Source organism: Pseudomonas sp. 5P_5.1_Bac1, from assembly GCF_025466015.1.
GTDB lineage: Bacteria > Pseudomonadota > Gammaproteobacteria > Pseudomonadales > Pseudomonadaceae > Aquipseudomonas.
In genome coordinates this window covers 1-20312 of the sequence record NZ_JANLNX010000106.1, presented here as the reverse complement: position 1 = coordinate 20312, position 20312 = coordinate 1, and the positions used below count along the sequence as shown (strand labels likewise).

The 20312-nt window shown below is 65.9% G+C and carries 17 protein-coding genes; 6 read left to right on the top strand and 11 right to left on the bottom strand.

The window, feature by feature from the left end; translation table 11 throughout:
• Nucleotides 1-58: 58 nt before the first annotated feature.
• Both NTD82_RS22715 and NTD82_RS22710 read left to right on the top strand, forming a co-directional pair.
• Nucleotides 59-952: a LysR family transcriptional regulator gene (locus NTD82_RS22715; protein ID WP_095158443.1), complete on the top strand. Its 894-nt coding sequence runs from the start codon at nt 59-61 to the stop codon at nt 950-952.
• Complete coding sequence (locus tag NTD82_RS22710; RefSeq protein WP_262130349.1) at nt 949-1905, top strand: site-specific integrase; 957 nt, start codon at nt 949-951, stop codon at nt 1903-1905. The genes NTD82_RS22715 and NTD82_RS22710 overlap by 4 nt, the downstream gene beginning before the upstream one ends.
• Before the next feature lies 1 nt (nt 1906).
• On the opposite strand, the gene NTD82_RS22705 is transcribed toward NTD82_RS22710, so the two are convergent.
• Nucleotides 1907-3046 (bottom strand): glycerate kinase, encoded by a 1140-nt coding sequence (locus NTD82_RS22705; protein ID WP_262130348.1) that lies wholly within the window; start codon nt 3044-3046, stop codon nt 1907-1909.
• Nucleotides 3047-3216: 170 nt separating this feature from the next.
• Complete coding sequence (locus NTD82_RS22700) at nt 3217-4314, bottom strand: sugar diacid recognition domain-containing protein (RefSeq protein ID WP_262130346.1); 1098 nt, start codon at nt 4312-4314, stop codon at nt 3217-3219.
• Between the two features lie 161 nt (nt 4315-4475).
• Here NTD82_RS22700 and NTD82_RS22695 point away from each other — a divergent pair, with 161 nt between their 5' ends.
• Complete coding sequence (locus tag NTD82_RS22695; RefSeq protein ID WP_095158439.1) at nt 4476-5804, top strand: MFS transporter; 1329 nt, start codon at nt 4476-4478, stop codon at nt 5802-5804.
• A gap of 122 nt (nt 5805-5926) precedes the next feature.
• Nucleotides 5927-6934: an aldo/keto reductase gene (locus tag NTD82_RS22690; protein WP_262130344.1), complete on the top strand. Its 1008-nt coding sequence runs from the start codon at nt 5927-5929 to the stop codon at nt 6932-6934.
• Here the strand turns inward: NTD82_RS22690 and nahK are convergent.
• From nahK to NTD82_RS22675, 3 genes are all read right to left on the bottom strand, one after another.
• Nucleotides 6912-9557 carry a hybrid sensor histidine kinase/response regulator NahK/ErcS' gene (gene nahK / locus NTD82_RS22685; RefSeq protein ID WP_262130343.1) on the bottom strand — a complete coding sequence of 882 codons (2646 nt, stop codon included), beginning with the start codon at nt 9555-9557 and terminating at the stop codon, nt 6912-6914. The genes NTD82_RS22690 and nahK overlap by 23 nt on opposite strands.
• Nucleotides 9487-10650, bottom strand: a complete 1164-nt coding sequence (gene nosP / locus NTD82_RS22680) for a nitric oxide-sensing protein NosP (protein ID WP_095158533.1) — start codon at nt 10648-10650, stop codon at nt 9487-9489. The genes nahK and nosP overlap by 71 nt, the downstream gene beginning before the upstream one ends.
• A gap of 193 nt (nt 10651-10843) precedes the next feature.
• Nucleotides 10844-12025, bottom strand: a complete 1182-nt coding sequence (locus NTD82_RS22675; RefSeq protein ID WP_095158436.1) for a porin — start codon at nt 12023-12025, stop codon at nt 10844-10846.
• A 340-nt stretch (nt 12026-12365) separates the two neighbouring features.
• Here NTD82_RS22675 and NTD82_RS22670 point away from each other — a divergent pair, with 340 nt between their 5' ends.
• Complete coding sequence (locus NTD82_RS22670) at nt 12366-13451, top strand: enoyl-CoA hydratase/isomerase family protein (RefSeq protein WP_262130341.1); 1086 nt, start codon at nt 12366-12368, stop codon at nt 13449-13451.
• 16 nt (nt 13452-13467) lie between these two features.
• Nucleotides 13468-14619: an acyl-CoA dehydrogenase family protein gene (locus NTD82_RS22665; protein WP_262130339.1), complete on the top strand. Its 1152-nt coding sequence runs from the start codon at nt 13468-13470 to the stop codon at nt 14617-14619.
• 141 nt (nt 14620-14760) lie between these two features.
• Here NTD82_RS22665 and NTD82_RS22660 read toward each other — a convergent pair whose 3' ends face one another.
• The 6 genes from NTD82_RS22660 to NTD82_RS22635 form a co-directional block, all read right to left on the bottom strand.
• Entirely contained in the window at nt 14761-15639 is an 879-nt protein-coding gene (locus tag NTD82_RS22660; RefSeq protein ID WP_262130338.1) for an SDR family oxidoreductase, read from the bottom strand.
• A 15-nt stretch (nt 15640-15654) separates the two neighbouring features.
• Complete coding sequence (locus NTD82_RS22655; protein WP_262130337.1) at nt 15655-16806, bottom strand: acetyl-CoA C-acetyltransferase; 1152 nt, start codon at nt 16804-16806, stop codon at nt 15655-15657.
• 3 nt (nt 16807-16809) lie between these two features.
• Nucleotides 16810-17868 carry an acyl-CoA dehydrogenase family protein gene (locus NTD82_RS22650; RefSeq protein WP_262130336.1) on the bottom strand — a complete coding sequence of 353 codons (1059 nt, stop codon included), beginning with the start codon at nt 17866-17868 and terminating at the stop codon, nt 16810-16812.
• Nucleotides 17869-17877: 9 nt separating this feature from the next.
• Entirely contained in the window at nt 17878-19041 is a 1164-nt protein-coding gene (locus NTD82_RS22645) for an acyl-CoA dehydrogenase family protein (protein WP_262130334.1), read from the bottom strand.
• A 9-nt stretch (nt 19042-19050) separates the two neighbouring features.
• Nucleotides 19051-19803: an enoyl-CoA hydratase family protein gene (locus NTD82_RS22640; RefSeq protein WP_095158429.1), complete on the bottom strand. Its 753-nt coding sequence runs from the start codon at nt 19801-19803 to the stop codon at nt 19051-19053.
• The coding region (locus NTD82_RS22635; RefSeq protein ID WP_262130333.1) for a nitronate monooxygenase at nt 19800-20312 on the bottom strand (513 nt) is incomplete at its 5' end. The genes NTD82_RS22635 and NTD82_RS22640, both read right to left, overlap by 4 nt.

Here is a 20312-nt window from a genome sequence, read left to right as displayed (position 1 = left end):
CGAACGATGCGTTTCATGCATTGTTGAATGTCGCATAAATCAGCCAGGGACATTGCGGATGGAAATCAGGCAGTTGCGTTACTTCGTCGCCGTTGCCGAGGCGCTCAATTTCAACCGTGCGGCCGAGCGCCTGCACCTTTCCCAGTCGGCCCTGAGCCGGCAGATCCAGCAACTGGAAGAAAACGTCTCGGCGGTGTTGCTGGAGCGCAACTCCAAGCGCGTGGCGCTGACCGAGGCCGGCGAATCCTTCTATCACCATGCCCAGCGCATCCTCGGCGAGCTGCAGTTCGCCGCCGAAGAATCGCGGCTGCTCTCCTCCGGCCAGCGCGGCAGCCTGGCCATCGGCATTTTCGGTTCGTCGATCCTCGACCTGATTCCCCAGGTGCTCAAGCGCTTCACCGCGGCCTACCCGAGCGTGCACATCTCGCTGCACCCGATGGACAAGGACGCGCAGATCCAGGCCCTGCGCGAACGGCGCCTGACCATCGGCTTCAATCGCCTGGTGCCGGTCGAGCCGGATATCGAACAGGAAGAAGTGCGCCAGGAGCCGCTGATGCTGGCCCTCGGCGAAGGCCACCCGCTGGCGGGCGAAGACTGCATCGACCTGGAGCAGATCCTCGACCAGCCAATGATTCTCTACCCGCGCGGCGTGCGCAGCAGCCTGGCGTTGCAGATCCGCGAGATGTTCGGCGAATACGGTGCGCAGCCGCACATCGCCCATGAAGTCACCGACGTCACCACCGCCATCGCCCTGGTCGGCGGCGGCATGGGCCTGAGCGTCGTGCCACGGGCGGCGACCAACCTGCGCTTGCCGGGGGTGGTTTATCGCGAGCTGGCCTGTCGGCGGCCGTCGCTGATCGAGTTGATCTGCCTGTACCGCAAAGGCGACCAGTCGCCGGTGTTGCAGGCATTTCTGACTATCCTTCGTGAATTCCGCGAGACCGCCCCATGAACACGATCGACCAGTACCTGCAAGCCGCCGTCCGCGACAACACCCGTCGCAGCTACAGCTCGGCCATCGAACACTTCGAGGTGACCTGGGGCGGCTTTCTGCCCGCCACCGCCGACAGCATTGCCCGCTACCTGGCGGATTTCGCCGGCGAACACTCCATCAACACCCTGCGCCAGCGCCTTGCCGCGCTGGGGCAGTGGCATGTCAGCCAGGGCTTTCCCGACCCGACCAAGGCGCCGCTGGTGCGGCAGATGCTCAAGGGCATCCGCGCCCTGCACCCGGCACAGGAACGCCAGGCCGCGCCGCTGACCCTGGACCATCTGCAACGCACCATCAGCCACCTGCAACAGTGCGCCGAACAGGCCCAGCGCGAGCAGGCGTTGCCGGCGCTGCTGCGCGCCCGCCGGGATGCGGCGCTTTTGCTGATCGGGTTCTGGCGCGGCTTTCGTGGCGATGAGTTGGCGCGCCTGCGCGTCGAGCACATCCAGGCCCAGGCCGGCGGCGGCATGTTGCTGTACCTGGCGCAGAGCAAGGGCGATCGCCAGGGACGCGGCGTCACCCACCGCATGCCCGCGCTGAAAAGCCTGTGTCCGGTGCAGGCGTACCTGGAATGGATTCGCGTGGCGGGGATCGCCCGCGGGCCGGTGTTCCGCAAGCTCGACCGCTGGGGCAACCTCGGTGAAGAAGCACTGAACAGCGGCAGCCTGATCGCGCTGTTGCGGCGGATCTTCGAAGGCGCCGGGCTGCCCGCCGAGACCTACAGCGCCCACTCGTTGCGGCGCGGCTTCGCCACCTGGGCCAGCAGCAACGGCTGGGACACCAAGGCGCTGATGAGCCACGTCGGCTGGCGCGACATGAAATCGGCGCTGCGTTATGTCGACGCCAGCGCCTCGTTCGGTGAGCTTGAGCTGTCAGCGCCGGTGGTGCCGGCGCTGAGCCAGTTGCCGGACTGAATCAACCGCGCCGAGCGCTGCTCCACAAGCGGATGATGTCGCCCGCCCGGGCCGCCAGCAGCGGCGCGGCGTTGGCGCAGGCTTGTTGCAGGCTCATCGGGCCGTTGGTGACGGCAAAAGCGGCGTCGATGCCGTGGCCATAGAGTTCCTGATAGCCCTCGCCGAGCGTGCCGGCGATCACCACCACCGGTACGCCGTGACGACGGGCGATACGGGCCACGCCGAACGGCGTCTTGCCGCGCAGGGTCTGCGCATCGAAGCGGCCCTCACCGGTGATCACCAGATCGGCGCCCTGCACCGCGTCTTCCAGTCCCGCCAACTCGGCGACCACCTCGATGCCCGGCCGGAACTGCGCGTCGAGAAATGCCTTGGCGGCGAAGCCCATGCCACCGGCGGCGCCACAGCCGGGGAAGTCCCGCACATCGCGGCCCAGCAATTGCGCGCAGTGATCGGCAAAATGGCCGAGGGCGTGGTCGAGCAGCTCAACCTGTTCGGGACTGGCGCCCTTTTGCGGACCGAAGATCGCCGAGGCACCGTTGCTGCCGCACAGCGGGTTGTCGACGTCCGCCGCCACTTCCAGGCGCACACCGGCCAGACGCGAATCAAGACCGCTGGCATCCAGGCGAGCGACCCGCGCCAAGGCCAGACCACCCTCCTCCAGCTCGCTGCCTTGGGCATCGAAGGTTCGCAGGCCGAGGGCGCGGAGCATGCCGCTGCCAGCGTCGTTGGTGGCGCTACCGCCGATGGCCAGGATGATCCGCTCGGCGCCGGCATCCAGCGCCGCGCCGATCAACTGGCCGGTGCCGAAGGTGCTGGTGCGACAGGCGTCGCGTTGTTCCAGGGTCAGCAATTGCAGGCCGCTGGCCTGGGCCATCTCGATGATCGCGGTGCGGCTGTCGGCCAGCCAGCCCCAGTGCGCGCTGACCTCAAAGCCCAGCGGGCCGCGAACATTCAGCGCGCGCTGCTCGCCGTGGCAGGCGGCAACGATGGCGTCCATGGTGCCTTCGCCGCCGTCGGCCATCGGGCAGCAGATCAGTTGTGAACCCGGCAGCACCGCGGCGATGCCCTCGGCAATGGCGGCGGCGACCCCTTCGGCGCTGAGGCTGTCCTTGAACGAGTCAGGGGCGATGACGATTTTCATGAGGAACTCCTTTTGCAGATGCCTGCATGCTGCCAGTTGCCGCAGTGGCGGGCCTCGGTCGAGTGCACAAGATCGGCGGTGGTTGTTTGGTCAGTTGGACAACAGCCGCTGCCTGAGGTGTAGGAGCGAGCTTGCTCGCGATACGCAAACACCCTGACAAGCCCCCCTGCTTACTCCGCCGCCAACAACTGCAACCCCAGATACAAACTCAACATCCCTTCGAGCCGCAACGGGTCCACCCCGCTCAACTCGCCGATCCGCTCCAGCCGGTAACGCAGGCTGTTGCGGTGGATGCCCAGCGCTTCGGCGCAGGCCTGGCTCTGGCCGTCATGGGCACACCAGGCGCGCAGGGTGGCGAGCAACTGGCCGCTGACGTCCTTGACCCGGATGCGCTGCAAGGGTTCCAGCAGTTCATCCAGAGCGTCATCCTGGCGATGGCGCCAGAGCAATGCCGGCAAGCGGAAACGGGCCAACGTCAGCAGGCGCTCATCAGGCACGACGTCTTGCCCGTAGGCCAGCAGGTCGCGCACGCGGCGGTAGCCTCGGCGGAGTTTGTCCACGCCATCGGCGACGCCGCCCACTGCCAGGCGCTGTACCTGCCAGCCCTGGCCGTGGAGTTTTTCCAGCAGCCGCGCTTCATCCACCACCAGCGTCGCCGGGCGGCACCAGAGCAGCGATTGCCGCGCCGGGCTGACGCACCAACTGTCCGGGTAACGCTGCATCAGCCACACCGACAGCGCTTCCGCGCCCGGACCTTCGTCCAGTTCAAACAGGCAGGGAATCCGCGGCAGTTGCGGTTTCAGGCCCAGTTGCCGGGCTTCGTCCACCAGCCGCGGCGCGTCGCCGCTGCCGCCCAGCAACAAGGCCAGCAGGTCGTCGCAGCGCTGCCGGCGCCATTGCTGTTCGACTTGCAGGTGACGCTGGGCCAGGAGCATTTCCGCGGTCATCCGCACCAGTTCGGCGTAGGTGCGCAGTTGCTGCGGCTCGCCGGTGATGCCGAGCACGCCGATCAGCCGGCCATCGAGCATCAGCGGCAGGTTGACCCCCGGCTGCACGCCCTTGAGGCATTTGGCGGCTACGCTGTCGATTTCGACGATGCGTTCGTTGGCCAGCACCAGTTGCGCGCCTTCGTGACGGGTGTTGATGCGCTGGCGCTCGCCACTGCCGAGTATCAGGCCCTGGCTGTCCATGACATTGACGTTGTGGGGCAGAATCGCCATCGCCCGGTCGACGATGTCCTGCGCCAGGTCATGGTCCAGTTCGAACATGCGCGGTTCCTTGAAGGTCTACAGGTTGGTCGGCAGCACAGCAGTGCGCCGTAAATGCTGTGCAAAAGCACAAAGACAGGGCTCCTGCGCTGGTCGAGACTTCGTTGAAGCGCCCGCCTCGCCGCGGGATGCCGCACAACCATAACAACAGAGAGAGAATCATGTCATCCAGCCCTGCCTCTGACCACGGCCACGACATCAACCGCGACGCGCTGTACCGGCGCATCACCCTGCGGCTGATCCCCTTCATCTTCATCTGCTACCTGTTCAACTACCTCGACCGGGTCAACGTTGGCTTCGCCAAGTTACAGATGCTCGATGCCCTGAATTTCAGCGAAACCATCTACGGCCTCGGCGCCGGGATCTTCTTCATCGGTTATGTGCTCTGCGGCCTGCCCAGCAACCTGGCGCTGAACCGTTTTGGCCCGCGGCGCTGGATCGCGCTGATGATGATCACCTGGGGCACGCTGTCGACCTGCCTGTTGTTCGTCACCACGCCGACCGAGTTCTATGTGCTGCGCCTGTTCACCGGCGCCGCTGAAGCCGGGTTTTTCCCGGGTATCGTGCTGTACCTCTCGCAGTGGTTCCCGGCCCAGCGCCGCGGCCGCATCATGGCCCTGTTCATGTCGGCGATCCCGGTGTCGGGGCTGCTTGGCGGGCCGTTCTCGGGCTGGATCCTCAACCATTTCGCCGCGGGCCAGGGCGGCCTCGCCGGCTGGCAGTGGATGTTCCTGATCCAGGGCCTGCCGACCGTGGCGCTGGGCTGCATGGCGGTGTTCCTGCTCAGTGACGGCTTCACCAAGGCCGGCTGGCTCAGCCCGGCCGAGCGCCAGGCGGTGGCCGCCGACCTGCAGCAGGACGCGGCGAACAAGCCGGGCACGGTCAGCGATGGCCTGATGTCGGTGCTGACCAACCCGCTGATCTGGACCTTCGGTTTCGTCTACTTCTGCATCCAGAGCGGTGTCTACGCGATCAACTTCTGGCTGCCGTCGATCATCAAGAGCCTCGGCTTCAGCGATGCCCTGCTGATCGGCTGGCTGAGCGCGATTCCCTACCTGCTGGCCGGCGTGTTCATGTTGCTGGTGGGCCGTTCGGCGGACCTGCGCAACGAGCGCCGCTGGCACCTCGTGGTGCCGATGCTGATGGGCGCCATCGGCCTGCTGATCGCGGTGAACTTCGCCCATAACCCGGTCATCGCCATCCTCGGCCTGAGCATCGCCACCATGGGCGCCCTCACCGGCCTGCCGATGTTCTGGCCGATGCCCACCGCCCTGCTCAGCGCCGGCACCGCGGTCGCGGGCCTGGCGATCATCAACTCGGTCGGACAGATGGCCGGCTTCCTCAGCCCGTACCTGGTGGGCTGGATCAAGGACCAGACGGGCTCGACCGATGCGGCGCTGTATTCGCTGGCGGGGTTGATCGTGTTTGGCAGCCTGGTGGCGTTGCGGGTTTCGCGGAATCGGCAAGGGGCGGCGGTTACTGCCCGGTAGGGTTTGATCCAGGAGAGCCTCATCGCCGGCAAGACCGGCTCCCACGGGTAGGGAGCTGGCTTGCCAGCGATGCTTTTCCCCCTGTACAACACCCCTTCCATACCGCGAAGGGGCTTTCGACCATGATCTACCGTCCTCTCGGCCGCAGTGGCCTGCAAGTCTCCGCCCTGACCCTGGGCAGCATGATGTTCGGCGAGCAGACCCGTACCGAGGATTCTCTGCGCATCATCGACAAGGCCTGGGACCAGGGTGTCAATTTCATCGACACGGCGGACGTCTATAACGCCGGCCGCTCGGAAGAGATCGTCGGCGAAGGCATCGCCCGCCACCGCCACGACTGGGTTCTCGCCACCAAGGTCGGTTATGGTCCGGCGGACGGCGTGCCGAACCGCAGCGGGCTGTCGCGCAAGCATATCTTCAACGCCATCGAAGCCAGCCTGACCCGTCTGGGCACCGACTACCTGGACATCTATTACCTGCACCGCGAAGACCACGCCACGCCGCTGGACATCACCGTCTCGGCCATCGGCGAGCTGCTGCGCCAGGGCAAGATCCGCCATTGGGGCGTGTCCAACTTCCGCGGCTGGCGCATCGCTGAAATCTGCAACCTGGCCGAGCGTCTCGGCGTACCGAAGCCGGTGGTCAGCCAGCCGCTGTACAACATCGTCAACCGTCAGGTCGAGACCGAGCAACTGGCCGCGGCGGCGTTTCATGGTCTCGGCGTGGTACCGTTCAGCCCGCTGGCCCGCGGCGTGCTCAGCGGCAAGTACGCGCCCAATGCCGAACCCGAGGCCGGCAGCCGCGCGGCGCGGCAGGACAAGCGCATCCTCGAAGTGGAATGGCGCGCTGAGTCCCTGGCCATCGCCCAGAAAATCCAGGCCTACACCCAGGCCAAAGGCGTCGGCATCGTCGAGTTCGCCATCGCCTGGGTGCTGAACAACCAGTCGGTCAGTTCAGCGATCGTCGGCCCGCGCACCGAAGCCCAGTGGGACACCTACGGCGGCGCGCTGGAGGTGAAGATCAGCGCCGAGGACGAAGCCTTCATCGATTCGCTGGTCACTCCGGGCCACCCGTCGACCCACGGTTTCAACGACGTCGCCCACTTCGTCAGTGGACGCCTGCCACGCTGAGCTCGCTGCCCAGCAGGTGACTGATCGCGGCCTTGAGCTTCATCGGCCGCACCGGTTTGTGCATCAGGGTATGGCCCAGTTCACGCACCTGCTGCTTGAGTTCGTTGCTGTAGTTGGCGGTGATCATCAATGCCGGCAAGGGCGAAACCCGCCGCGCATTGATCGCCGCCACCGCTTCCAGGCCGTTGCGGTCGTGGTCCAGGTGGTAATCCACGATCAGCAGCCCGGCTTCGGCTTCGTCCGCCGGTAATTGCCCGGCCAGGTCTTCCTCGTTCAACGCCGTACTGACCCGGCAGCCCCATTGCTCCAGCAAGGTGCGCATGCCGGCGCAGATGGCCGCGTCGTTGTCCAGCACCCAGATCCGCGCGCCTTCCAGACGCTCCAGCAGCGGCATCACCTCCGGCACCGGCTCCCGGGCCCGTGGCACCTGGCGGCTGAGCGGTACTTCGATGGAAAACACCGAGCCCTTGCCGGGCGTCGAGCGCACCTGGATACGGTGGCCGAGAATCCCGGCGATTTTCTCGACGATGGCCAGGCCCAGGCCGAGGCCACGGTCCTGGTCCGGGCGCTGGGAATCGCCGCGCTTGAACTCCTGGAAAATCTCTTCGCGCTTGTCCAGCGGAATGCCGATGCCGGTGTCCCAGACTTCGATCCACAAACGCCGTCCGCGCCGCCGGCAGCCCAGCAGCAGGCGGCCTTGCGGGGTGTAGCGAATGGCGTTGCTGAGCAGGTTGCGCAGGATCCGCGCCAGTAGCTGGATATCGCTGCGCACCCGCAGGCCGGTCGGCACATAGTGCAGGCGCAGGCCCTCGCTGGCGGCGGTGGCGGCGTATTCGGCAGCGAGGTTGTCGAGCAGGTCGCTGACGGCAAAGGTGGCGACATCGGCCTTGATCACCCCGGCATCCAGCTTGGAGATGTCCACCAGGGTGCCCAGCAGCGATTCCACATCATCCAGCGCGTTGCTGACGTTGCGCACCAGCGCCGGGCTGTTGCTCTGCTCCTGCAGGGCGCTGGTGAACAGGCGCGCGGCATTGAGCGGTTGCAGCAGGTCGTGGCTGACCGCGGCGAGGAACTTGGTTTTCGACAGGTTGGCCTGGTCGGCCTCCTGCTTGGCATCGCGCAGCCGCGCCTCGGCGCGCCGGCGCTCCTCGATTTCCTTCAGCAATTGCTGGTTGAGCTGAGTCAGTTCGGTGGTGCGCTCGCGTACCCGCACCTCCAGGTGCTGGTATGCCTGGTGCAGCGCCTCGGCGGTGCGGCGACGTTCGGTGATATCGCGGATCAGCACGAAAATCCCGACCACCTCGCCATTGGGCAGGCTGTTGGGCACATAGGAGCGCAGCATGTAGCGCTCCTGGCCGTGGGCGTTGGTCTCGGCGAACTCGAAGGTCACGCTCTCCCCGGCCAGGGCCTGGCCGATGTAGGTTTCCAGGCGCTGGTAATGCTCGGCGCTGTGCACGTCGCGCAGGCGCTGGCCGAGCATCGCCGCGTGCGGCCAGCAGTACCACTGCTCGTAGACCTTGTTGGTGAATTCGTAGACCAGATCGGCATTGAGGTAGGCGATCAGCGCCGGCACCTGGTCGGTAATCAGGCGGATCCAGCGCTCGCTTTCGCTCAGGGCCTCGGCGTGCTGGTAGCGCTCGGTGATGTCGGTGAAGGTGTTGACGAAGCCGCCGGTGGGCAGCGGATGGGTGCGGATTTCCAGCATGCGTCCGTCGTACAGGCGCTGCTCCAGTTCCCGCGTTGGCCGGCCGTTGCAGTCACGGGTGGCCGGGGTCAGCAAGGCCAGCTCGCTGTCGCCGATCACGTCGGCGAACTGCCGGTGCGCGGCGATCGGCGCCAGCCCGCTGAGTTCCAGGAAGCGCCGGTTCCACAGCTCCAGCACGCCGTCGGCATTGACCATCGCCACGCCCTGGGACAGGTTGTCCACCGCGCGCTGCAACAGGTGGGATTTCTGCGCCACCGCCTGCTCGCGGCGCTGGGTTTCGCTGTGCTTGACCTCGGTGATGTCGGTCAGCAGTACCACGCGCCCGCCGCCCTGGGTCGGGCGTTCGCTGACCTGCAGCCAGCGCCCGTCCTTGAGCCGGTACAGCAGGTTTTCGTCGTTGATATTGCGCGACTCTTCGGTGAACAGCCCGGTGCGCAGCATCAGCCGGCGCACCTCCGACAGGTGCATGCCGCTGATGATGCGGATCCGGCTGTTGGCCCAAAGCGCCTTGAAGCGCTGGTTGAACAGGACGATGCGCAGGTCGGTGTCGAACAGCACGAAGGCATCGGAAATGCTCTCGATGGCGTCCACCAGGTACTGGTGCGCGGTCTCGGCGCGCATCCGCGCATCGCTGAGCAGATGGTTGCTGGCCTTGAGTTCGGCCATGGCCTGGTTGAGTGCGTCGGTACGTTCGCGCACCTGCTCGGCCAGGGTCACCGAGTGCTGGAACGCCGCGTAGGAGTCGTCCGGGCGCGCCGCTCCCGACTCCAGGCGCTCGATCAACGCCGCGTTGATGCGGCTGAGCTTGTGGTTTTCGTGGCGTAGTTGCTCGATCAGCAACCGCGCTTCAGTCAAATCGCCGGGCACGGGACCGTCCGATGGCAACGCCGGTGAAGGTCTGGTTGATGTGCATGCCATTGAACTGTTCTCCGTAGGAGTTGAAACCCACCACCGCGTGCTTGCGCAGGATCGCCTCGACGTGGTCGGTCTGCGGCGTGCCGTCCAGTTCCAGGCGGCGCAGGAAGCAGTCGCAGCCGATGGTCAGCAGCAGGTCGCCGAGCCGCTCGCAGAGGCCGTCGAACAAGGTATTCAGGTTCGGCACCAGCGGCCCGGGGCTCATGGCGGTGAGGACGATGCCGTTCTCCACGGCGCAGTAGAAGCTCAGGCTGAAATCGTCGTGCACCCGCTGGATGGCGCGCACGTAATAGCGCTCGTTGATCCGCACCGCCAGCGGGTGGGCGGCGAACGTGCGCAGGTCAAGCTGGTCCACCGGCACGCCGATCAGTTGCGCGTATTCCAGGGCGGCGGGCTCGGCGTTCAGTTCGTAGACCCGGCGCAGGGTGCGGTCGGCGCGGGTCACCACCAGTTTTTCGGCGCGGGGCTGGATGTGGTGGGTGGTGAACACCTCGAAATCCAGCCAGGTGTTGACCAGCAGCACCACCGCCGCGCTGTTGTGGAAGACGCCGTCGTAGTAGACGTGGGTGCGATTGAGGTAATTGTCGTCGCCGGCCGAGCCGCCAAAGTGGGGGATGTCGCCCAGGGCCGCGTTGAGCGCAGCGAGGAGCATTTCTTCGCGACTGGACAGGCCGTCGAGCAAGGTCAGGGCGAAGCTGTGGCCTTTGATCGGCGCCAGGGTGTTGCCACGGCACTCGTTGACCAGCCGTTCGACGCAGCGCTGGGCGTCGATCAGGCTGAAGTCGTGCATCGGCGCGATCAGTTCAGCGGCGATGGAAAACTGCCGATGGTCGAAGCCCAGTGCGGTGATGCAGCCGCGACCATAGCCTTCCGGGGTGATTTCACCGGCGCTGGTGCAGCCGGCCAGGCGGATCCCGCCAAAACTTTCCTGCAGCGCCTGGGCCAGGGCCGGCAGGTCGTATTCGGCGGAACAGAAGAACAAGACGAAGCCCAGGTGCGGGTGCATCAATTGCCGGGCGAGGTCCTGGGCAGCCTCCTCGGCGTCAATGGCACGGGATACAGCACTGAGGACGCCTTCGGCGTTGGACTGCGACATAAGCAGCCTCCAGCGTATTGGGAATGGATGCCGGCAGTGTACGAAGCGAGGGGATGGGGCCGAATGCTACTTGGGTAGGGGGTGGTGGTGGCATTGGTTGTAGAGCGCAGGCCAGGAAAAACACCGCGCGACAGAACTCCAGCCAGCAGGATGCGCCTTGCCGAGCTGAAGCCCTGTCACGCGGTGGTGGGGTTTACCAGGTCAGAACAGCACCGACGGCGAAGGTGTCGGTGTCTTCGTTTTGCGTGTTGCCTTCATGGCCGTTGATTTCGAACTGGTTGTACTCGGCCACCAGCTTGAGGTTGTCGTTGATGGTGTGGAACAGCGCGATACCACGGGTTTCGTAGTCGGCGCCGGTGTTCACCGCGCCGTTGCCGTCATCCTTGGTCTTGCCGTAGGACAGTGCCAGGCGGTTTTTGCCCAGGGTGTACGAGCCCTGCAGCAGGTAGCCCTTGCTGTCCACTTCGCGCAGCGTGGCTTCGCCGGCGTTGTTGGTGAAGAACGGGTTGATGCCTTTGGCGGTGAAGCCAGAGCCGGTCAGCGAGAAGTCACCCATCTTGGCCTGCACGCCGTAACCCACGCCTTTGGAGGTCACGCTGTCAACGTTGTGGTCGGTGTTGTCCGAGGTCTGGTAGCTGCCGTTGAGCCAGCTATAGATCTTCGCGCCCCCCAGATCGAACTGGTAGGTGATCTCGCTCTCGGTGCGTGGGTTCTTCTGGTAAGCCTTGCCGACCGCGCTGTCGTCGTTGGTATCGACCGGGTCCATGATGCCCACGGCGACCCGCAACCCTTCCATCACGGGCGTGCGGTAGGTGATCTGCGACGTCGGGAACGGGTACGGGTAGCCGCTGCCGATGTTGCCGAAGGACACGCCGCCGCCGTCCACCAGGCCGAGGGTGTCGCTGACCTGGCCATAACCGGCCAGCAGTTCGTCGAGCAGGATGTTGGAGCGGGCGAACAGGCCGAAGTCCTTACCGATCAGCACTTCACCCCACTCGGGGTTGGCCACGGTGCCGTAGAACTGACGAACGTCGATGGCGGTGTCGGTGCCGTTCTGTTCGCTGTCGTTGATGGTTACCCAGAAGGAGGCGCGACCGCCCAGCTTCAGGTCGCCCATCTGCTTGGTCATGTTGAAACCCAGGTAGTTGGGCAGGAAGCCCATCTTCACCCGCGACTGGCGACGGTCGTACTGCTCGCCATCACGGTCGACATCGCTGTTGACGTAGAAGGCGTTGACGTAGCCGTCGGTGGAGAAGGTCGTCTCATCCTTGTCGTACAGCATGATTTCGGCTTGAGCCAGCGGGACCAGGCCAAAGGTGGCGAGGCCAGCCAAAAAGGGCAGGAAACGGGCATTGGCATTCTTATTGTTGTGCATGACGCTCTCCGCGAACGTTGGGGACGGTTGACGGGAGGGATTATCGAAAGCCGACAGCCGGTGCCCTACGCTGCATTGGACGCAAGCGGGCGCTGCTTTGGCCGGGGCCGGGAACGCGCCGGCCGAGGGAACTAATCCCCTGTGCTAGCGGGTCACAAGGCTAAAGTGTCGACACCGCTGACGAAGGTCGCGGTTGCACATGCAAAAATGCAGATTGCTATTGCAGTTTTGCGGATTGAACTCGGCAAATTTGCACTGTTACGATCCGGACGATCCTTGACCGCTCGTCCACACCGTGACAAATCACGTGGAAAATCAATAACAAAGCAGGGAGACAGCGATGACCGCGCAAGCTCAAGCACCGGCCACTTCAGACACCGACAACGCCCAGGTACTGGCCGATGTCCGCAACCATATCGGCCACCTGACCCTCAACCGCCCCGCCGGCCTCAACGCCCTGACCCTGCAGATGGTTCGCAGCCTGCGCCTGCAACTGGAAGCCTGGGCCATCGACCCGCAGATCCACGCCGTGGTGCTGCGCGGTGCGGGGCCCAAGGGCTTCTGCGCCGGTGGCGACATCCGTTCGCTGTACGACAGCTATAAAAGCGGCGCCACGCTGCACCGCGACTTCTTCATCGAGGAATACGACCTCGACCTGTTCATCCATCACTATCGCAAGCCGATCGTGGCGTTGATGGACGGTTTCACCCTCGGCGGCGGCATGGGCCTGGCCCAGGGCGCCGAGCTGCGCGTGGTCACCGAACGCAGCCGCCTGGCGATGCCGGAAGTCGGCATCGGTTACTTCCCGGATGTCGGCGGCAGCTATTTCCTGTCGCGCATTCCCGGCGAACTCGGCACTTACCTGGGCGTCACCGGCGTGCAGGTCCAGGCCGCCGATGCCCTGTATTGCGGCCTGGCCGACTGGTACGTCGACAGTGACCAACTGGGCGCCCTCGACCAGGGTTTCGATGGCATCAAGTGGAGCGAATACCCGCTCAAGGACCTGCAAGGCGTGCTCGCCAGCCTTGGCACCCAGACCCTGGTCGATCCGCCGCTGGCCGACCTGCGCCCGGCCATCGACCACTTCTTCGCCCTGCCCGATGTCGCCAGCATGATCGAACAACTGCGTAGCGTGACCGTCGGCGACAGCCATGAGTGGGCGCTGAAGACCGCCGACCTGATGGAGACCCGCTCGCCGCTGGGCATGGCGGTGACCCTGGAGCTGCTTCGTCGGGGCCGGCGCTTGAGCCTTGAAGAGTGCTTCAGAATGGAGCTGCACCTGGACCAGCAATGGTTCGATCACGGCGACCTGATCGAAGGCGTGCGCGCCCTGCTCATCGACAAGGACAAACAGCCACGCTGGAACCCCGCCACTGTCGCCGGTCTGAAGCCTCAGCGGGTCGACCAATTCTTCGAAGGCCTGTGAAGGCTGGAGTACGCACATGCAAGACCTGGAACTGACTGAAGAACAGATCATGATCCGCGACATGGCGCGGGACTTCGCCCGTGGCGAGATCGCGCCCCATGCCCAGGCCTGGGAAAAGGCCGGCTGGATCGACGATGGCGTGGTCGCCAAGATGGGCGAACTGGGCCTGCTCGGCATGGTGGTGCCGGAAGACTGGGGCGGCAGCTACACCGACTACGTCGCCTACGCCCTGGCGGTGGAAGAAATCGCCGCCGGCGACGGCGCCACCGGCGCACTGATGAGCATCCACAACTCGGTGGGCTGCGGTCCGCTGCTGGCCTACGGCAGCGATGAACAGCAACAGACCTGGCTGCCACGCCTGGCCAGCGGTGAAGTGATCGGCTGCTTCTGCCTGACCGAACCGCAGGCCGGTTCCGAAGCCCACAACCTGCGCACCCGCGCCGAACTGCAGGATGGCCACTGGGTCATCAATGGCGCCAAGCAGTTCGTCAGCAATGCCCGCCGGGCCAAGCTGGCCATCGTCTTCGCGGTGACCGACCCGGACCTGGGCAAGAAAGGCATCTCGGCCTTCCTCGTGCCCACCGACAATGCCGGCTTCGTGGTCGATCGCAGCGAACACAAGATGGGCATCCGCGCCTCCGACACCTGCGCGGTGACCCTGAACAACTGCCGCATTCCCGAGGCCAACATGCTCGGCCAGCGCGGCAAAGGCCTGGCGATTGCCCTGTCCAACCTCGAGGGTGGCCGCATCGGCATTGCCGCCCAGGCCCTGGGCATCGCCCGCGCCGCGTTCGAAGCGGCGCTGGTGTATTCCCGCGAGCGCATCCAGTTCGGCAAACCGATCAACGAACACCAGAGCATCGCCAACCTGCTGGCCGACATGCAGGTGCAGATCAACGCCACCCGCCTGCTGATCCTCCACGCCGCCCGCCTGCGCAGCGCCGGCAAACCCTGCCTGAGCGAAGCCTCCCAGGCCAAGCTGTTCGCCTCGGAAATGGCCGAGCGGGTCTGCTCGAAGGCGATTCAGGTGCATGGCGGTTATGGGTATCTGGAGGATTACCCGGTGGAGCGTTACTACCGGGATGCGCGGATTACCCAGATCTATGAAGGCTCGAGCGAGATTCAACGGATGTTGATTGCGCGGGAGTTGAAAAACTATCCGCTGTGACCACGACCTCCCCCCTCCCGGTAGGAGCGAGCTTGCTCGCGAATCGCCATCAGCGGCGGTGTTGCTGATGGCCTCATCGCTGGCAAGCCAGCTCTCACGGGGCAGATCCCTGTGGGAGCCGGCTTGCCGGCGATAGCGTCCTCAGCTCCCCCACACCTTCTGCGCCTTGGGCGCCTCGGCGAGAATGGCATTCACCGCGGACCCGACCTCGTCCACTCGCCACAACGCGCCCTTGTCCCGGGTCACGCCGGTCCTCCAGCCATCGCCCAGCGAAATCCGTCCGCCCTGGCTTTCAAACACCTGGCCGCTGACATGCGCCGACTGTTCGCTGCCCAGCCACACCACCAGCGGTGCGACGTTTTCCGGGGCCCAGGCGTCGAAGCTGCCGTCATCGGGCTTGCGCACCACGTCCGGCATGGCGCTTTCGGTCATTGCGGTGCGCGCCGCCGGGGCCAGGGCGTTGGCGGTGACGCCGTAACGCGCCAGTTCCGCCGCCTGCACCAAGGTCAACGCGGCAATCCCGCCCTTGGCCGCCGAGTAGTTGGACTGGCCGATGGAACCCTGCAACCCCGCACCGGAGCTGGTGTTGATGATGCGCGCGGCCACCGGCGTGCCGGCCTTGGCCAGGTCGCGCCAGCGCCGACCAAGAATGTTCGCCAGGCAGTAATGCCCTTTCAGGTGCACGCGCATTACCAGGTCCCAGTCTTCTTCCGACAGGCTGATGAACATGCGATCCCGCAGCACGCCGGCGTTGTTGACCAGCACATGCACTTCGCCAAACGCCGCCAGTGCCGCGTCGACGATGCGCTGGGCGCTGTCGAGGCTGGTGATGTCGTCGCTGTTGGCGATGGCGCGGCCGCCATTGCCGACGATTTCGCCCGCCACATCCTGCGCCGCCTCGGCACGGATGTCGTTGATCACCACATTGGCGCCCTCGGCCGCGAAGGCCAGGGCGTAGGCGCGGCCGAGGCCGCCGCCGGCACCGGTGATGATCACCGTCCGGCCGTTACAGATAGCCATGTCTGACTCCTTGATTCAAAGACGTTCGATGAGGGTGACGTTGGCCTGGCCACCGCCCTCGCACATGGTTTGCAGGCCGTAGCGACCGCCGCTGCATTCCAGTTCGTTGAGCAGCGTGGTCATCAGCCGCGCACCGGTGGCGCCCAGGGGGTGACCGAGGGCGATGGCGCCGCCGTTGACGTTGGTCCGCGCCGGGTCGTAATCCAGTTCCTTGGCCCAGGCCATGACCACCGAGGCGAACGCCTCGTTGATCTCCACCCGGTCGATGTCGCTCATGCGCAGCCCGGTCTTTGCCAGGGCGCGACGGGTCGCCGCGATCGGCGCGGTGAGGTGCCAGATCGGGTCGTCGCCGAGCACCGTCAGGTGATGGATGCGCGCCCGCGGGGTCAGGTCATAGCGTTTGAGCGCCGCCTCCGACACCACCAGCAGCGCCGCCGAGGCATCACAGGTCTGGCTCGATACCGCGGCGGTGATCGACGGGAAACGCAGGTCCACCGGTTGCAGCTCGGCCATTTTCGCCAGGCTGGTCTGCCGTGGTGTTTCGTCTTCGCTCAGCCCTTCACAGGCGACGATCTCGCGGGCGAAGCGTCCGCTGTCCCGGGCCGCCAGGGCGCGCCGATGGCTTTCCAGGGCGAAGGCTTCCATCTGCTCGCGGCTGATTCCCCAGTGATCGGCAATCCGCTGCGCGGCGTAGAACTGGTCCACCGGCTGCGCGCCGAAACGGGCGCGCCAGCCGTGGCTGCCGGAGAACGGATCGGCGAAGCCCAGCGGCTGGCCGGCCAGCATCGCCGAGGAAATCGGGATGCGGGTCATGGTCTGCACGCCGCCGACGGCGACCACATCCTGGGTGCCGCTCATCACCGCCTGGGCGGCGAAATGCACGGCCTGCTGCGACGATCCGCACTGGCGATCCACCGTGGTGCCCGGCACCGACAGCGGCAGGCCGGCGGCCAGCCAACTGGTGCGGGCGATGTCGCCGGCCTGGGCGCCGATGGTGTCGACGCAACCGAAGATCACGTCGTCATAGTCTTCCGCCGGGATCGCATTGCGTTGCACCAGCGCCTTAAGCACATGGGCGCCGAGGTCGATGGCGTGCACCTCGGACAGCGCGCCCTTGCGCTTGCCGGTGGGGCTGCGCAGGGCATCGACGATATAGGCTTCTGGCATCGCTCAGTCCTCGAAGGTGTGGCCCGGACCCAGCCGGGCGGCATCGGCGAACAGGTACTCGCCGACACGGGATTTATGGAAACCGCGATCGCCCCACGACGCATCGAGGGCCCAGGCGCGCTTCATGAACATCTGCAAGTCGACTTCCCAGGTGTACCCCATGGCGCCATGCACCTGGATGCCTTTGCGCGCCGCCAGCCAACTGGCTTCGCAGCAGGCCAGGCGCGCCTGCGACACCCACAGCGAGGCCGAGGCATCGCCGCGCGCCAGGCCGTGGGCGGCGCGGTAGAGCACTGGTTTGGCCTGTTCGATCTGCCGCGCAACGTCGGCCAGGTGGTGCTTGACCGCCTGGAAGCTGCCGATCGGCTTGCCGAACTGCTTGCGCTGGGCCACGTAGTCCACCGACAGGTCGAGCATCCGCTGGGCCAGGCCGAGCAGTTGCCCGGCCACCGACAACGCGCCGCGATCGAGCAGTTGCGCCTGCACCGCCCTGCCCTTCGCGCCACCGACCAGCAAGGTCGCCGGCGTCGGGTTCCAGGTGACTCGGCCGAGCCGGCGCGAGGCGTCGATGCTCGGGTTGGCCTCGACGTCCACCGCCGCCCGCTGCAGCAGGTGGATTTCATCGCCATGGGGCAGGATCAGCACCTCGGCCAATTGCGCGTCGCTGACCAGCGGGTTGATCGAATGCCCGATGGCCAGGCGCAGGCTGCCTTCGCCGATACGCGGCAGCAGGCTGGCGCGGGCCGGATGACCCGGGTCGAGCGCGGCCAGCAGGCCGACGGCGACGTAGGCGGTATCGGCCAGGGAATCGGGAATGGCGTAGTAGCCCAGCTCCTGGGTCATCAGTGCCCAGGCCACGTCGTCCATGCCCAGGCCGCCGTCCTCTTCGGGGATCGACAGGGCGGTCAGGCCCTGGGCGGCAATCTTGTTGCGCAGGTCGGGCGAACGCCCGGCGTCGGTTTCCCAGATCTCGCGGAGCATTTCCGGAGCGGCTTCGGTCATCAGGAAACGGCTGATGGCCTCGCGGAAGGCGAGCTGGTCATCGTTGAAAGTGAAGTCCATGGCCGCTCCTTACTTCGGCAGGCCGAGCATGCGCTCGGCGATGATGTTGCGCTGAATCTCGTTGGTGCCGGCATAGATCGGCCCGGCCTGGGCAAACAGGAAGCCCTCCAGCCAGTGCGCCGCGTCGCCGGCGGCCGGTGCGCCGGCAATCAGTTCGGCACGGGCGCCGAGCAGGCGCATGGCGGTCTCGTGCATCTTCAGATCGAGTTCCGACCAGATGATCTTGTTGATGCTCGACTCGGCGCCGATCTGCTCGCCGCGGCCCAGCCGGCCCACGGTGTGGTAGGCCGACAGCGCATAGGCTTCGGCGCCCATCCAGCATTCCAGCACCGCGTCGCGCAGCCCCGGATCACGCTCGGCGGCGTCGGGCTCGGCCTTGAACAGTTCGACCAGCTTGCGCGCGGTGTACTGGAAGCGGGCGGGCGAACGCAGCAGCAGGCCGCGCTCGAAACCGGCGGTGGCCATCGCCACGTGCCAGCCCTGCCCTTCGGCGCCGATCAGGTTGCCCACCGGCACCCGCACATCGTCGAAGAACACTTCGGCGAAGGCGTCCTTGCCGTTCAGCGCCTTGATCGGGCGAATGCTCACGCCCTCGGCATTCAGCGGCACCATCAGGAACGACAGGCCATGGTGGCGGCTGGAGCCCGGCTCGCTGCGGAACAGGCCGAACAGCCAGTCGGCGAAGGTGGCGCGGGTGGACCAGGTCTTCTGGCCGTTGATCACGTAGTGATCGCCGTCGCGCACCGCCTTGCTGGTGATCGCCGCCATGTCCGAGCCGGCGTTGGGCTCGGACCAGCCCTGGGCCCACATGTCGACGCTGGCGGACATGCGCGGCAGGAAGTGTTTTTTCTGCGCCTCGGTGCCGAATTCCATCAGGGTCGGGCCCAGCAGCAATTGGCCGTTCTGGTTGACCCGCATCGGCGCGCCGGCGCCGTAATACTCTTCCTCGAAGATCAGCCATTCGATCAGGTCGCAGCCGCGCCCGCCGAGTTCGGCCGGCCACATCACCATCGACCAGCGGCTGTCGAACAGCTTCGCTTCCCAGGCCCGGTGTTGTTCGAAACCTTCGCGGGTGTCGTAGCTGGCCAGCGGTTCGCGTGGCAGGTTATTCGCCAGCCAGGCACGCACTTCGGCGCGGAAGGCTTGTTGTTTGGGGGTATAGGTCAGTTCCATGGCGCCTCCTCAGAACTTCGCTTCGCGTTTTTCGACGAAGGCGCGACGGGTTTCCGCCGAGTCCGGGCTGGTGTACGCCTGCAGGGTGAAACCCTGCTCCCAGCGGTACTTGTCTTCCAGGTTGCCGTCCTCGATGCCGTTAAGGGCCTCCTTGGCGATGCGGATCATGCCCGGGCTTTTCGCGGCGATGCGCGCGGCGATTTCCAGGGCGGTTTCGCGCAGTTGCTCCTTGCTGACCAAGCGCTCGATAAAGCCGTATTGCATGGCTTCGCGGGCGCCGATGGTGTCACCGGTGAAGAACAGGTAGCGAACCTTCTGCAGCGGGAACAAGCGTTGCAGGTGGGCGCCGCCGCCCATCGCGCCGCGGTCCACTTCCGGCAAGGCGAAGGTCGCGCACTCGGCGGCGACGACGATATCCGCCGCGCCGGTGATGCCGATGCCGCCACCGAGGACGAAGCCGTGCACCGCGACGATCACCGGCACCGGGCAACGGTGCACGGCCTTGAAGGTGGCGTAGTTGCCGGCGTTGACCTCGACGATGCGCTCGGGATGGGCGTCCAGTTCCTTGATATCGACACCGGCGCAGAAGCCGCGGCCTTCGGCACGGATGACGATGACCCGCACCTCGGGGTTGGCCCCAAGGCTGTCGATTTCACGGGCCAGGGCGTTCCATTCCTGGCTGTCGAGGGCGTTGACCGGGGGTTTGGCGATCACGAGTTCCGCGATCCCCTGTTGAAGCTGAGTGCTGAATGCCTGGGTCACAGGGGTTCTCCAATACTGATGGGCTGATTCGCTGGACGTTGGCTGCCTTGTCGGGCGAGCAAGCTGTCGAAGCACTGTTCGGCCTCGCGGGCGATGCCTTCGATCACCTCTTGGCAACTGAGCAGTTCACCGATGGCAGCGGCCACCTGGCCGCTGGGCAGGATGCCGTCGTCGGGCTGGCCGTCGACCATCGAGCGCTGCAACAGCACCGGCTGGTTGGCGGCCATGACCACCTGCGACAGCGCCGAGGGGTCTTCCCGCAGCGCACGCAGGAACACCCCGGCCATGTGGCCGAGGCTCATGCCGGTGTGCTGTTTCCATTGCCAGGCACTGCCGAGGGCAATACGCAGGCGGCCGAAGGGCCCGGCCTGTTCGAGGTGATTGATGAAGCGGTTTTCGATCATGCGGTGGCGCATGCCGTCCACCGCCGTGGTGACCCGCACCTGTTGCGGGTCGTTGACCTTCAGGTAGCGTTCCAGCGTCGCTTTCGGCGTGGGTGATTCGCGGGT